At 63.8% G+C, this 13,499-nt stretch carries 12 protein-coding genes, 2 tRNA genes and 1 pseudogene; 9 read left to right on the top strand and 6 right to left on the bottom strand.

Translation table 11 applies throughout. The annotated features are described in order from the left end of the window. Positions 1–630, top strand: a pseudogene (locus FF80_RS22020) (ATP-binding protein); the annotation flags it as partial. 102 nt (positions 631–732) lie between these two features. On the opposite strand, the gene FF80_RS19115 reads toward FF80_RS22020, so the two are convergent. Then, positions 733–1,596, bottom strand: a complete 864-nt coding sequence (locus FF80_RS19115) for an aldose 1-epimerase family protein (RefSeq protein WP_035103236.1) — start codon at positions 1,594–1,596, stop codon at positions 733–735. A 118-nt stretch (positions 1,597–1,714) separates the two neighbouring features. Here FF80_RS19115 and hrpB point away from each other — a divergent pair, with 118 nt between their 5' ends. Further along, positions 1,715–4,165, top strand: coding sequence for an ATP-dependent helicase HrpB (gene hrpB / locus FF80_RS19110; protein ID WP_035103234.1), 2,451 nt, complete (start codon positions 1,715–1,717; stop codon positions 4,163–4,165). 35 nt (positions 4,166–4,200) lie between these two features. Here the strand turns inward: hrpB and FF80_RS19105 are convergent, their stop codons facing one another. Together FF80_RS19105 and msrB are read right to left on the bottom strand one after the other, a co-directional pair. Beyond that, positions 4,201–4,575, bottom strand: coding sequence for a hypothetical protein (locus FF80_RS19105; RefSeq protein ID WP_244445832.1), 375 nt, complete (start codon positions 4,573–4,575; stop codon positions 4,201–4,203). A 143-nt stretch (positions 4,576–4,718) separates the two neighbouring features. Next, positions 4,719–5,120, bottom strand: a complete 402-nt coding sequence (msrB, locus tag FF80_RS19100) for a peptide-methionine (R)-S-oxide reductase MsrB (protein ID WP_035103281.1) — start codon at positions 5,118–5,120, stop codon at positions 4,719–4,721. Between the two features lie 106 nt (positions 5,121–5,226). On the opposite strand from msrB, the gene FF80_RS19095 reads away from it, so the two are divergent. From FF80_RS19095 to FF80_RS19080, 4 genes are all read left to right on the top strand, one after another. Beyond that, complete coding sequence (locus tag FF80_RS19095) at positions 5,227–5,841, top strand: pyridoxamine 5'-phosphate oxidase family protein (protein ID WP_035103230.1); 615 nt, start codon at positions 5,227–5,229, stop codon at positions 5,839–5,841. An 83-nt stretch (positions 5,842–5,924) separates the two neighbouring features. Beyond that, positions 5,925–6,722, top strand: coding sequence for a phosphodiesterase (locus FF80_RS19090; protein ID WP_035103229.1), 798 nt, complete (start codon positions 5,925–5,927; stop codon positions 6,720–6,722). A 245-nt stretch (positions 6,723–6,967) separates the two neighbouring features. Further along, positions 6,968–7,042, top strand: a tRNA-Val gene (locus tag FF80_RS19085). A 30-nt stretch (positions 7,043–7,072) separates the two neighbouring features. After that, positions 7,073–7,147: transfer RNA gene (locus FF80_RS19080), tRNA-Val, on the top strand. Between the two features lie 179 nt (positions 7,148–7,326). On the opposite strand, the gene FF80_RS19075 is transcribed toward FF80_RS19080, so the two are convergent. After that, positions 7,327–7,686 carry a response regulator gene (locus FF80_RS19075; protein ID WP_035103227.1) on the bottom strand — a complete coding sequence of 120 codons (360 nt, stop codon included), beginning with the start codon at positions 7,684–7,686 and terminating at the stop codon, positions 7,327–7,329. A 255-nt stretch (positions 7,687–7,941) separates the two neighbouring features. On the opposite strand from FF80_RS19075, the gene FF80_RS19070 reads away from it, so the two are divergent. Both FF80_RS19070 and hisN read left to right on the top strand, forming a co-directional pair. Then, positions 7,942–8,838 carry an N-formylglutamate amidohydrolase gene (locus FF80_RS19070; protein ID WP_052153770.1) on the top strand — a complete coding sequence of 299 codons (897 nt, stop codon included), beginning with the start codon at positions 7,942–7,944 and terminating at the stop codon, positions 8,836–8,838. A gap of 203 nt (positions 8,839–9,041) precedes the next feature. Continuing rightward, entirely contained in the window at positions 9,042–9,830 is a 789-nt protein-coding gene (gene hisN, locus FF80_RS19065) for a histidinol-phosphatase (RefSeq protein ID WP_035103224.1), read from the top strand. Positions 9,831–9,881: 51 nt separating this feature from the next. Here the strand turns inward: hisN and FF80_RS19060 are convergent, their stop codons facing one another. Beyond that, on the bottom strand, positions 9,882–10,856 hold the full coding sequence (locus tag FF80_RS19060; RefSeq protein WP_035103223.1) for an alpha/beta hydrolase: 975 nt from the start codon (positions 10,854–10,856) through the stop codon (positions 9,882–9,884). A 503-nt stretch (positions 10,857–11,359) separates the two neighbouring features. Here FF80_RS19060 and FF80_RS19055 point away from each other — a divergent pair. After that, positions 11,360–11,815 (top strand): Hsp20 family protein, encoded by a 456-nt coding sequence (locus FF80_RS19055; RefSeq protein ID WP_035103221.1) that lies wholly within the window; start codon positions 11,360–11,362, stop codon positions 11,813–11,815. A gap of 69 nt (positions 11,816–11,884) precedes the next feature. On the opposite strand, the gene FF80_RS19050 is transcribed toward FF80_RS19055, so the two are convergent. Continuing rightward, positions 11,885–13,471: an L-aspartate oxidase gene (locus tag FF80_RS19050; protein WP_035103219.1), complete on the bottom strand. Its 1,587-nt coding sequence runs from the start codon at positions 13,469–13,471 to the stop codon at positions 11,885–11,887. Positions 13,472–13,499: the final 28 nt, after the last annotated feature.

The following is a 13,499-nucleotide window of genomic DNA, read 5'->3' as shown; positions in this document are numbered from 1 at the left end:
GCCCCACCACCGCCGCCCTCAACCAATGAGCTACTGGCCCAGGTCGCCCGCGCCCGTCCCGAAGCGGAAGCAGCGCCGCAGAGCCTCTTCCCCGAGATCGACGAGGCCGAACGCGAAAGCCAGATCGACGCCATCATGGTCGAGCTGCTCGGCGATCCCGACGCCAGCTTCCGCACCGTTGCCGTGCTCTACCAGGATTTCCTGGTTCGCTGCCGCATCCGCCGCGTGCCCGGCGAGCCCCCGGCTTTGCCCGCCTTCAAGCGCAAGCTCGCCGTCGCCCGCGTCGCGCCGGACACCGAAACTGCCCAATCCGACGGCTGGCAGACAGCCCTGTCCCTATCCGAAACCCTTTCTGATGACGTGCAGGGCGTCTTCCTCGTGCTGGCGCAAGCCGCTCTCACCAACGCCCCCTGCCCCTCGGACGCGACCCTCGCGCGTCTCTACGGCACCCATTCGTCCAGCCGGGCAAGGCGCTTGCTCACCTGGTTCGAAGAACGTGGCCTGCTCGTCGTTCGCCTCGACTTCCGCAACAACCGCGTCGTCGCCTTCCCGGACCTGAACGCCGAAACCGCCGCTGGCGACCCTAACGGCCCCGACACCATGGTGGATCAGCGCGGCGCGGCGGAATAGGCGCTCTGCCACGACCTCGTCCTTCGACAAGCGCAGGATGAGGTCCGTTGAGATTTCAAAGTAGACCTCATGGTGAGCCTGTCGAACCACGCGGTCGTGGCACTACCCCACCTCGGCCACAAACCCGTAGCGCCCCGTCTCTCCGGCCCCCAACACCACAGTTGACGGTCGCGCCTCAATTCCATCCCCGCGCCCCACCGCCGCTGCCGTCCCGTGCCACGGCTCAAGGCAGATGAACGGCGCATCTGCCTGCTTGGTCCAGAACGCCAAGTTCGGCAAATTATCCCAGGTCAGGTGCACTTGCGCGGCCTCGGCGCCATAAATCAGCCCGCTTCCCGCACCCTCCAAAAAGATCATCGTATCGCCGGTAAACCTGCCTCGGTCCAGCGCCAACACGCCATCCACAAATGGCGACGGCCGCGGCTGCGGATCGACCAGCCCACCCTCCAATCGCGCCAATGCCGGCGCCCCGCCGCTATCGAGCCGGATGGTGTGATCTTGCCCTTCGCAACCCGGTAGCGGCCACAGGAAGGCCGGATGAAACCCAATGCCAAACGGCATCGGTCGAGTGTTTCTATTGGTCACTTCCGCCGTCACCGCCACCGCTGATCCCACAACGCGGTGCTCCACGCTGAGCACAAAATCGAAGGGATAGATCGACCGGCTGGCCTGGCTGGCCGTCAGCTCGAACCGGCAGAAATCGTCCCCAATTGCAACCAGCGTGAATTCGCTGCGCCGCGCAAAGCCATGCTGGGGCATCGGATAGCGCACCCCCTCAATGCTGACATGATCATCAGGCGCCTTGCCCACGATCGGAAACAATATCGGCGACCGCCCGGTCCAGAACGCGGCATCGCCATTCCACAACCAGTCCCGCCCATCCCGCGTCGTCAACGACTGCATTTCGGCCCCCAACGCCGACACCTCGACGCTCAAATGCTGATTGCCAATCCTGATATTGCCCATGCCGCACTCCTGAATACCCAGGCACGCTACCCGCACCCCCACTCGCCCGCAATCCACCAACCCCCCACTTGTAGACAGGGTAGCGCGAGGGTAAGCCTCCGCTAACCCGGAGTTCCGCTTGTCCCTGCCGCCCCTGCCCATCGACGACGCTCTTCCCGCGCTGCTCACGGCCTTGGCACAGGGCCCTTATGCCGTCCTTGTCGCCCCACCCGGCGCCGGCAAAACCACCCGTGTGCCCCTCGCTCTCCTCACCGCCCCCTGGCGCGGGGACAATCGCATCATCGTCCTTGAACCACGGCGCCTGGCCGCCCGCGCCGCCGCCGGCCAGATGGCACGCCTGCTCGGCGAAGAGATCGGCCAGACTGTGGGCTATCGCGTCCGCATGGACACCAAGGTCACGGCCAAAACCCGCGTGGAAATTGTCACCGAAGGCGTCTTCACCCGCATGCTGCTGGACGATCCCGAATTGACCGGCATCGCTGCCGTGCTGTTCGACGAATTCCACGAACGCAGCCTCGATGGCGATCTGGGCCTTGCCCTCACGCTCGACGCCGCCGCGCTCCGGCCCGATCTGCGCGTCCTGGTCATGTCTGCCACGATCGACGGCGGCCGCGTCGCCACGCTCCTCGACAACGCCCCCATCATCGAAAGCCTGGGGCGCGCCTTTCCGGTCCAAACCCATTATGCCGAACCCGACCCGCTCCAGCGCCCCGAGGACCAGGTGACCTCGGCCATTCTCACCGCCCTACGCGACCACGATGGCTCCGCCCTCGTTTTCCTCCCCGGTCAGGGCGAGATCATCCGCGTTGCCGAACGCCTCGCCTCCCGCGTCCCCGCCAATAGCGATATCGCCCCCCTTTACGGCCAGCTCACCCCAGCCGAACAGGACCGCGCCATCCGCCCCGCCGACCCCGGCCGCCGCAAGGTGGTCCTCGCCACCTCGATTGCCGAAACCTCCCTCACCATCGACGGCGTTCGCATCGTCATCGATTCAGGCTTCCGCCGCGTCCCCGCCTATGAACCCGCCACGGGCCTGTCGACCCTCCAAACCCGCCGCGTCTCCCGCGCCGGGGCCGACCAGCGCCGCGGCCGCGCCGGCCGCACCAGTCCGGGCGTCGCCATCCGCCTCTGGAACGAGGGCCAGACTGCAGCACTCGAGCCCTTCGACACCCCCGAAATCCTCGCCGCCGACCTTGCCGGTTTCGCGCTCGATCTGGCCGCCTGGGGCATCACCACGCCCACAGCTCTGCGCTTCCTCGACGCCCCACCCGGCCCCGCCTGGGCCGAAGCCACCGCGCTCCTGCAACGCCTCGACGCCATCGACACAATGGGCCGCCTCACCGCAGATGGCAAAGCTCTCGCCCACCTGCCGCTCCATCCGCGTCTCGCCCACATGGTGGTCGCTGCCGCAGCTGAAGACGATGCCCAAACCGCCGCAGAACTCGCGGTGCTCATTGGCGAACGGGGCCTCGGCGGAGACAGCGCCGATCTCAGCCACCGCCTCGACCGTTTCCGCACCGACCGCTCCAAACGCGCCAACGATGCCCGCGCCATGGCCCAACGTTGGGCAAAACTGTCTGGCGGCAAGGCAGGCGGCAATCTGCCCGCCGGCCATCACCTCGCCCGCGCCTTCCCCGACCGCATCGCCCAGGCCGCCGGCCCACGCGGAAAATTCCGTCTCGCCAACGGCCGCCAGGCGAGCCTGGAACAAGCCGATGCCCTCGCTGGCGCCCCCTTCCTCGTCGTCACCGACCTGACCGGCGCCGCCGCCAATTCCCGCATCCGCGCCGCCGCCCCCCTGTCCCGTGACGACCTCGAAGCCCTCTTCGCCCATCACATCACAAGCGAAACCACACTCACCTTCGACGAAGCCTCATCCTCCGTGCGTGCGCGCCGCATACGGCGCTTGGACGCGCTGCGCTTGGCAGATGAACCGGTTGCGGTCGAAGATCTCGAGGCTGCGGCGCACCTCTTGGCGGCAGCGGCCGCGCGGCGCGGGCTCGATCTTTTGCCCTGGAGCCGCGACCAGCAGGCCTGGCGCGCTCGCGCCAATTTCCTTCGCGGCACCCTGGGCGATGACTGGCCCGACCTCAGCGCCAAGGCCCTGGTGCCCGGGGTGGCCGAATGGCTGGCGCCAGCTTTGTTCGGCCTGACCAAACTCGGCGAAATCACCGCCGAGCAGTTGCGCATCGCGCTCGATTTGCTACTGCCCTATCCGCGCCGCCAGGACATCGAGGCGCTGCTGCCCAGCCACTTCAGCGCTCCCACCGGCAATGCCGTGCCCATCGACTATTCGGCCGAAGGCGGCCCGGCGATCGAGATCCGGGTGCAGGAGCTGTTCGGGCTGACGCGCCACCCCACGATCGCCAATGGCCGCATTCGCTTGCTTCTGGTTCTGCTCTCTCCTGCCCACCGGCCGATCCAGACCACCCGCGACCTGCCGGGTTTCTGGAGCGGCTCCTGGGCCGACGTCGCCAAGGACCTCAAGGGCCGCTACCCGCGCCACCCCTGGCCCGACGACCCAGCCAAGGCCCGCCCCACCGCCCGCGCCAAGCCGCGGGGCACATGATCTGTGCGCCATATCTCGGACTGGGCCGCCTGCGGTCACGCCTTCATTTCGATACGAATGCCGTGGACCTGCAGATCGGATTCATTCAGCACCCGGCCAGCAGGTTGCGGTGCCATGTGAACCACGAGGCAACCGCGACCATCCCAGCCCTCTAGCGCCAACATGACGTCACGGTCTGGCGGCAATTGGGTGCCGTCAGGCGCTATGTCGTGGATTGGCCCCTTGAGCTGATCGAAGACGAAGACCGAGGGCCATCTATGATGATGAACAGGCTCCTCTTCGCCGGGATCAAGGATAACCTCCAGAACACGGAGTCTGTTGTTTTCAAATAAAACGCGATGATTTGCCGGCGCGGCAATAACAGCATCCAAAGCCGGGTCCCAAGAGAGTGGATCTATGGTCGAAGACACAATACACTCCTATTTAGTTCCAGAAGCATTATCTATACTACAGGAAACGCGCTTCAGTCTTCATTTACTTCTATCACTCGGCACAAAAACACCCCGGAGCAGAGCCCCGGGGTGACCAAACTCCAATTGAACCTGAAACGCGCTTAGGCAGGCGTAAACTCCAGCGCCACCCCATTGATGCAATAGCGCAACCCCGTCGGCGGCGGCCCATCGGGGAACACATGTCCCAGATGGCTGCCGCAGGTGGCGCAATGGCACTCCGTCCGCACCATCCCGTGCGAGCGGTCCGTGGTCGTCTCCACCGAACCCGGCAGCGGATCGTTAAAGCTGGGCCAGCCGGTGCCACTCTCAAATTTCAGCGTCGATTCGAACAGCGGCGTGTCGCAGCCGGCGCAGGAAAACACCCCCGCCCGCTTTTCATAGAGCAGCGCGCAACTGCCCGGCTGTTCGGTGCCGTGATTGCGCATCACCTGATATTGCTCTTGCGTCAGCTTGGCCCGCCATTCCGCATCGGTACGGGTCACCTTGAAGGCGTGGGTGTCCATGGCATTCCCCTTTTGTCTGTCTGTCACTGGCCACAGATATAGTATCTTCTTGCCCGCGCCGACACCCATCCGCCCCATCAAGGCGGCGTGACCTTTCGAGACAATAATGACCACCATAACCACGATCGAAGAGCTCGAAGCGCTCTATACTCCCGCCCCTGTCGCCGCCTCCACCGTCAAGGTGGCCCATCAGATGACCCCGCATTACCGGCGCCTGATCGAAGCCAGCCCCTTTGCCGCGCTCGCCACTATCGGCCCCGAGGGCATTGATTGCTCTCCCCGCGGCGACCAGCCCGGTTTCGTGCGCATTCACGATGACAAGACGCTGATGATGCCCGACCGGCGGGGTAACAATCGCATCGATTCGCTGCGCAATATCGTGCGCGATCCCCGTGTCGCCTTCCTCTTCCTGCTCCCCGGCTCGGGCACCACGTTCCGTGCCAATGGCCGTGCCCATCTCAGCGCCGACCCCGATCTGCTCGAGAGCTTTGCCGTCGATGGCAAGCCACCCCGCTCGGTCATCGTCATGGCCATAGACGAGCTCTATTTCCAATGCGCCCGCGCCATCATCCGCTCCGAACTGTGGAACCCGGCCCGCCATATCGACCCAAAATCCCTGCCCAGCGCCGGCGACATCCTCGCCGCCATGACCGACAACCAGGTGGGCGGCCAATCCTATGACCAGGCTTGGCCGGAACGGGCGAAACAGACCATGTGGTAGGTGGCCAGCGGAGCCTCAGCTGTCACGCCCCAGTCATCCTCCCCCGCTACGAGGTCGCCAAACCGACTGGAAGGCAAAAAAGAATGACCCTGAAATTCGTGGTGATGAGTGACCTGCATCTGCTGCCCGAGGGCGAACTGTCGCTGACGCTCGACACCTCCGCGCGCCTCGAACGCGCTGTCGACGAAGTGATCGCCCGCTATGGCGACGCTGACTTCTGCGTGCTGGCAGGCGACCTGGCCGATACCGGCAATCCAGCCGCCTATGAGCGCCTCAAAACCATCATCGCGCGCCTGCCCATCCCGGTGCACATCACCCTGGGCAATCACGACGACCGCCAGACCTTTCTCGACAGTTTCGGCGCCCAATTCGCCGGCGAAACCGGCAAGGTCGACAAGGTGATCGATATCAAGGGCTATCGCATCATCCTGCTTGATTCGTCCGAGCCCGGCCGCGTCGATGGCGTCCTGGAAGCCAACCAGATCGACTGGCTCATCGCCCGCCTCGCCGAAGCGCAGGACCGCCCGGTCATCGTCATCCTGCATCACAATGCCAATGCCCTGCATATCCATGCCGACACGATCCGCATTCTCGAGCCCGACGCCTTCATCGCCGCCCTCAAGACCCATCCCGATATCCGCCAGATCATTGCCGGCCATGTGCATCTAACCTCGACCGCCATCTGGCACGGCCTGCCCTTCACCACGCTGGCGGGCGGGCATTATTCGGTCAGTTTCGACGTCGACCGCCCCGAGGTCCCGCTGCGCCGCCTCGAAGGCCCCGGCCAGATGGCCGTCGTCGTCGGCACGCCAGACCGCACCACCGTGCTGTTCGACGATTTCATCAACGGCAACAGCGTGATCGACACAGTCCATGTCTGATCTGCGCTGGCCGGCATCTCATCCCAACCACCATGTCGTCCCGGCGCAGGCCGGGGCCCCAAGCTGACGGGTTGGCACCCGCTATCCCACAATGGGCCCTGCGCGACCCGCCCAAGCCGCGGCAAAACCACCCCTCCACCACCCTCTTTCCACAAAGCCCAAACTAGCCTCTTGACCCCCGTCAGGGTTTTATGGTCTATCCGCGCCACTGGACAGGCTTTGCGGCTTTTCCATCCCGGAGAGATGGGCGTATAGCTCAGCGGGAGAGCACCTCGTTGACATCGAGGGGGTCACAAGTTCGATCCTTGTTACGCCCACCATCTCTCTAAAGACTTTCGCCTGATGGCGATGGGAGTATAGCTCAGCGGGAGAGCATTCGCTTCACACGCGAAGGGTCACAAGTTCAATCCTTGTTACTCCCACCATTTCCCTTCTTTGATTTTTTGTAGTCGTTGACTGGCCTTGGTGGGCACTGCGCGAACCTCTGTTTAGCTGGCCCCAAACAAAAATCCCCGCTTTCGCGGGGACCATGTCGGGACTGTTCTAAGGCAATGCGAAAACTCGCTATGGCGAGTCGGATGGCGTGGTAGAGTTTGCACCCGGATCAAGCAGCGAGCAGCCGCTCGACCTCGTTCACCAGATCCTTGAGATGGAACGGCTTGCTCAACACCGAGGCATCCTTGGGCGCATCGCTATCGGGGTTCAGCGCCACCGCGGCAAACCCGGTAATGAACATCACCTTGAGATCGGGGTCCAGTTCGGTCGCCCGTCGCGCCAGCTCGATCCCGTCCATTTCCGGCATCACGATATCGCTGAGCAACAGCGCGAACGGTTCCTCGCGCAGCCTTTCATAGGCCGATAGCCCATTGTCGAAGCTCACCACATCATAGCCCGCGTTCTTGAGCGCGCGCGTCAGGAACTGGCGCATGTCGTTATCGTCTTCGGCGAGCAGAATTCGCTTCATCAATGTCTCCGGCCATCCGGTTCGAATGTGGGCTTTGGTTGGGGCGGAACCTTCGATAGCACCTTTGCGGCGAATCCGCGCCATCCGCATAAAATATGGCACGATGTTTAAGCGAGTTTTGCACATTGGCAAATGCCCGGCGATTCCGGTTCGTTATTTTGTGACAATCTGGACAATCTTCCGACAAAGCGCCAAACTGACGGCAAATCACTGCTGCGCCCAAACTTTTGGGTCCAGACAAGCGGGGGAGGCAGAGTGCGGTCCGACTATTGGGATCAGCCGGCGTTCGAAACCATCCGTCCACGGCGGCTGGTAGCGCCATTAGTGTTCAATTCTGCCCATTCCGGCCGCATCTATCCCGACCGCTTCCTGGCCATGACCCGGCTCGATCACCTCTCCATCCGCCAGTCGGAGGACGCCTGGGTCGATGAATTGTTCGCCCGCGCGCCCCATCTCGGCGCCCCGATGCTGCGCGCCCATTTCCCCCGCGCCTATCTCGACGTCAACCGCGAGCCTTGGGAACTCGATCCCACCATGTTCGTCGAGCCACTGTCGGACCGGTTTAACACCACCTCGCCCCGCGTGGCGGCGGGCCTGGGCACGCTGGCTCGCGTGGTCGCCGAAAACAAGCCCATCTATCGCGAGCGCCTGACGCTGGATGATGCGCGCATGCGCATCGAGGGCATTTACCACCCCTATCATGCGGCCTTGCAAAAGCTGCTCAGCGAAGCCATCACCGCCTTTGGCGTGGCAGTGCTGATCGATTGCCACTCCATGCCCCGCATCACCCGCACCGCCGAGCGCGCCGCCCCCGATATCGTCCTGGGTGACCGCTATGGCACCACTTGCGCACCTGGCCTGGTCGATCTTGTCGAAACCATCTTTGCCGGCGCCGGCCTCAAGGTCGCCCGCAACCGCCCCTATGCCGGTGGCTTTGCCACCCGCTCCTATGGCCGCCCGCAACATGGCGTACACGCGCTGCAGATCGAAATCAGCCGCCACCTCTATATGAACGAGGTCACTCTTGCGAAAAACGAAGACTTCGATGCCACCAGAGCCCTGCTCGAACGCCTGATCCTCGCCCTGATCGGCCTCGACCTGCCCGCCCTGGTCGGCGTTCCACCCCTCCCGGAAAAAACCGCGGCAGAATAGTTTTACGTCACCTATTTCTACCCGCCCGCCCCAAAATTCCTATTCCTTCCACAATGTCATTCCCGCGAAAGCGGGAACCTCCGTTTTCCTTCCCGCACGGCGCAATTCCCACCCCACCCTCGCTATGCTACGAACACCCCCAATAGACCTCATGGTGAGCCCGTCGAACCACGAGATCGCGGCACGATCCCCCGGACCCATCCATGCCCCTCGACCTCGCCAAAATCGAAGCCACCCTGCTTGCCGCTGCCGACGCCGCCGCCGGGCACACCCTGCCGCTGTTCCGCACCGTGCTCGCTGTCGACAATAAGCTGGCGGAAGGCTTCGACCCGGTCACCGAGGCGGACAAAGCAGCCGAGACCGCCATTCGCGCCGTTATTGCCGAAGCCTTTCCCGATCACGCCATTATCGGGGAGGAGTGGGGCACTACGGGTAGCAGCGAATTTTCCTGGATCATCGACCCGGTCGATGGCACCCGCGCCTTCATTTCAGGTGCCCCCGTCTGGGGCACGCTGATCGGTTTTGCCCATAATGGGGTGGCCATCGCCGGCATCATGAGCCAGCCCTTCATTGGCGAAACCTTCCTCGCCGTCCCCGGCCGCGCCACCTATCGCCGTGCCGGTGACGCCTTGCCGATCCGCACCAGTGGGCAGACCGAGCTTGCCCCGTCCCGCGTCTTCACCACGACGCCCTCCCTGTTTCGCACGCCCGCCCTTTTGACCAAGTGGCAGGCGATCGAATCCGCCACCCGCCTGCAGCGCTTCGGCATGGATTGCTACGGCTATGCCCTGCTCGCCGCCGGCCACGCCGACATCGTCATCGAGCCCTTCCTCAACACCTATGACATTGCGGCCCTGGTCCCGATTATCCGGCAAGCCGGCGGCGCCATCGCCTGCTGGGACGGTAGCGAACCCACCGGCGGTGGCGATGTGGTGGCAGCAGCCACCCCGGAACTACTGGAAAAAGCGCTGGAACTGATCAACGCAGCCTGAGGGGGCGACCTCATCTTCGACAGGCTCAGGATGAGGCCTACTGAGCAAGGCCTAAGCCGTCAAATCCGTAATAAACGCATCGAACGCGGCCAGCACCTGGCCGCGGATCGCGTCGTTCTCCATGAACAATTCGTGCCGCGCACCGCCCACCAATAGGTGGTGCCCAGTCCGCATGCGCAGCCCTAGCCGCTCGATCGCTGCCGTCGACACTACCTCGTCCCGCGCCGCAGCCAGCATCAGCACCGGGATCTTGATCCGCCCCGGGAAGTCGTCCCGACCTGCCTTCGCCATCGCCCCCATGGCCGCCGCCGCCCAACGAATGGTGGGCGACCCGGTCTCAAGCCCCGGCTGGGCCTTGAGCGCGTCGATCATCCGCATATAGCGCACCATGTCCGAGGTCAGCGGATTGCCCGGAAAGGTCAATTCGCTTGCTGGCCTGTCCGCGCGCCGCCGCACCGGCAATTGCCCCAGCCCGACAAAGCTCAGCGCTTCGGTCAGCCGGGCCATGCCCGCCATGCTCAGCGGCTGGTTGTCCAGCGCCAGCATGGGCGCCGACAGAAACATGCGCTCGAACATCATGCGGTCGCGCGTACCAGCATTCAGGCACACCAGCCCGCCCATGGAATGGCCCACCAGATAATAGGGCGGCGGACAATCGGGCAGTAGAATCTGCCCGTGAAAACTCTTGAGATCCGTCCAGTAATCCTCGAACCGGTCGACATAGCCCAGGCTCTTGTTGCCGATCAGCCGGTCCGAGCCGCCCTGTCCGCGCCAGTCGAACGTCGCCACGGCAAAGCCACGTTTGCGAAAATCGCTGACGGTCTCGAAATACTTCTCGATAAACTCGGCCCGCCCCTGCACGAGGCAGATCGTGCCGCGCGGCGCGCCCTGCCCCTTGGGCCAGATTGCGTAGCGCAGCCGCACCTTGTCCTCGGTGGCAAAAAACCCCGCCCGCACGCCCTCGGGCACCGGATTGGACACGATATTGACCAGCTCGGGTCCATCGGGATCGACAGTAATGGTCATGGAGAACAATCACCTCTCTGGTCCATCCTGCATAGCGGCAGACCACCATTGCTGGGAAGCATTTCTGCTTTGGACGAGCCGAAAATGGTGGTGATCGAGAACCGGAGCGGAGCACTGGAAGCGCAGAACACCCGCTTCGCGGGCCAACCAAAACAGAAAGGCAAACAGCAAAAAGCCAGTGCCTGGTGGGGGCACTGGCTTCTTGTTTTTAGGTGCGGTCCATGCGGGGGGCGGATGATGGACCGCGGGGCGTATTCAAGATGTCTCCTGAACACGAGATAAGCTCTACGCCTCCCTGCCTGAACCAAACCGGACGGGTCCGTTCATTTTCGGTTCATAATTCATTCAGCTTCGGGGCTCTTGAACCATTCTGCCCTCTTCCTACATCTTGTTGGCCCGCCGGAAATCCGGGGGCCCCGACCTGCCGATCATGCCGTTCGCCTAATGCTGGGAACGCTTGTGCAGACCACCGGGAACCCACGTTGCTCACAGGAGAATGTGACATGCAGACCATCGATTTTTCCCCCTTCTATCGTTCCACGGTCGGCTTTGACCGTCTGTTCAACCGCCTCGATACCCTGAGCGGCCAGGAAACCAAGACCTACCCGCCCTACAATATCGAGCGCACCGGTGAAGATGCCTATCGCATCTCCATTGCCGTGGCCGGTTTCTCCAATGGCGATATCGCCATCGAAACCAAGGAGAACAGCCTCGTGGTCAAGGGTGCCAAGCCCCAGGAGAGCGCCGAGAAGGCCCGTGAATTCCTCCATCGCGGCATTGCCGAGCGCGCCTTCGAGCTGCGCTTCCAGCTGGCCGATTATGTCGAGGTTCAGGGCGCCACGCTCGAAAACGGCCTGCTGCATCTCGAGCTGAAGCGCGAATTGCCCGAAAGCAAAAAGCCGCGCCAGATCGCGATCAATGGCTCCGCCGCTTCCATCGAGGACAAGTCGGTCAACTAACCGACCCTTCCAGCGACGTTAGAAGGCGCGGCCCGAAAGGGCCGCGTTTTTGTATTCGGAATTGCGGGCCTAAGCGCCGGCACGGATCTCCAGCGCTTCTTCCAGCGTCATCGTGGTGTGGTGTTCCCAGCTCTCATTGGTCTGGGGATAATCGATGCGGAAATGGCCGCCACGGCTTTCAGTGCGCTTGAGGGCGGCGGCAGCGACCATAGTGGCCGAGGTGGTCATATTGAGATAGGCGCGGGTGACGTGCTCGGCGGTTGCCTCGAGCCTCGCAATGGCGCGCAGGGCCTGTTTGAGGCCATCGGCATCGCGTTCGACCCCGACCAGCTCGGTCATGATATGGCGCAATTGCTGCACGGCGGGCAGGTTGCGCAGCACCTGTTCGGCCTTTTCGCCTTCGGCTTCATCCCATTCGATGCCCTTGAAGGGCGCTAGCGAGCGGACTGGCTCAAGCCCGCCAATATCCTCGGCAATGCGGGCGCCATAGACGGTGGCTTCGAGCAGGGAATTGGATGCCAGACGGTTGGCACCATGCAGGCCGGTGCAACTGGCTTCGCCACAGACCCATAGACCCGGCAGCGATGAGCGGCCGCGCTCGTCGACCTTGACGCCACCCATGTGGAAATGGGCGGCCGGGGTGACCGGGATCATGCCGGCGACCGGATCGATCCCTGCATCAAGGCAATATTTGGCAACGGTGGGGAAGCGGGTCAGGATGGTCTCACCGAGAACTTTGCGCGTGTCGAGGAACACCTTCCGGCCCGCCTGAATCTGGCGGAAATTGGCGCGGGCGACGATGTCGCGTGGGGCGAGTTCCGCGTCGGGATGAATGGCGGGCATGAAGCGCTCGCCCAGATCATTGACCAGGATAGCCCCTTCCCCACGCAAAGCCTCGGTAGCCAGCGGGGCCGGATCGGCGCCGGTGGCAATGGCGGTGGGGTGGAATTGCACGAATTCGGCGTCAGCAATCAAAGCCCCGGCCCTGGCCGCCATGCCCATGGCGTGGCCGCGCACGCCGGGCGGATTGGTGGTGACGGCATAGAGCCCGCCCAGCCCCCCGGCAGCCAGAATGGTGGCGCGGGCACGGATGAAGACGGGCTCGGAATAGCGGTCGCCCAGCTTGCGGCAGAACACGCCGACAATACGGCCATTGTCGCGAGCGAGGCTGAGCGCAGTAATGCCTTCGACCACACGGATCGAAGGGGTGCGGCGCACTTCGGCGATCAGAGCCTGCATGATGGCCCAGCCGGCGCGATCGCCCTCGACCTTGACGATGCGGTTGGCCGAATGGGCAGCCTCGCGGCCCAGCGCAAAATTGCCGAAATCGTCGCGGTCGAAGGGGGTGCCCCAGCGGGCCAGGTCCTCGATGCGCGCGGCGGCTTCGGCGGTAACACTTTCAGCGATACCGTGGTCGACAATGCCGGCGCCCGCCATTTCCGTATCGACCGCATGGGCGTGCGAACTATCGCCCTTGCCCACGGCGGCCGCGACGCCCCCTTGCGCCCAGGCAGAGGACGCCCCTGTGCCCAAAGGCTTGGGTGAAAGCACGGTGACCGGACGCGGCGCCAGTTTGAGCGCGGTGAACAGGCCGGCGAGACCGGCGCCGACGATGAGCGCACCATCGGCGTTGAGCGTGTTGTCGAAGGTGGTCATGAACGTTCCCTTGGCCAGCCGGTTCTCA

It is taken from the genome of Devosia sp. LC5, assembly GCF_000735585.1.
Taxonomy (GTDB): Bacteria; Pseudomonadota; Alphaproteobacteria; order Rhizobiales; family Devosiaceae; genus Devosia.
Note: the sequence above shows the minus strand (reverse complement) of the source record. Positions and strands in the feature narration are given on the sequence as shown.

What these genes read in the sequence shown, in the direction of transcription:
- FF80_RS19115 (WP_035103236.1), bottom strand. Translation starts at nt 1,596, where the DNA reads ATGGGCAATATCAGGATTGGCAATCAGCATTTGAGCGTCGAGGTGTCG.
- msrB (WP_035103281.1), bottom strand. Translation starts at nt 5,120, where the DNA reads ATGGACACCCACGCCTTCAAGGTGACCCGTACCGATGCGGAATGGCGG.
- FF80_RS19095 (WP_035103230.1), top strand. Translation starts at nt 5,227, where the DNA reads ATGACCACCATAACCACGATCGAAGAGCTCGAAGCGCTCTATACTCCC.
- FF80_RS19090 (WP_035103229.1), top strand. Translation starts at nt 5,925, where the DNA reads ATGACCCTGAAATTCGTGGTGATGAGTGACCTGCATCTGCTGCCCGAG.
- FF80_RS19075 (WP_035103227.1), bottom strand. Translation starts at nt 7,686, where the DNA reads ATGAAGCGAATTCTGCTCGCCGAAGACGATAACGACATGCGCCAGTTC.
- hisN (WP_035103224.1), top strand. Translation starts at nt 9,042, where the DNA reads ATGCCCCTCGACCTCGCCAAAATCGAAGCCACCCTGCTTGCCGCTGCC.
- FF80_RS19060 (WP_035103223.1), bottom strand. Translation starts at nt 10,856, where the DNA reads ATGACCATTACTGTCGATCCCGATGGACCCGAGCTGGTCAATATCGTG.
- FF80_RS19055 (WP_035103221.1), top strand. Translation starts at nt 11,360, where the DNA reads ATGCAGACCATCGATTTTTCCCCCTTCTATCGTTCCACGGTCGGCTTT.
- FF80_RS19050 (WP_035103219.1), bottom strand. Translation starts at nt 13,471, where the DNA reads ATGACCACCTTCGACAACACGCTCAACGCCGATGGTGCGCTCATCGTC.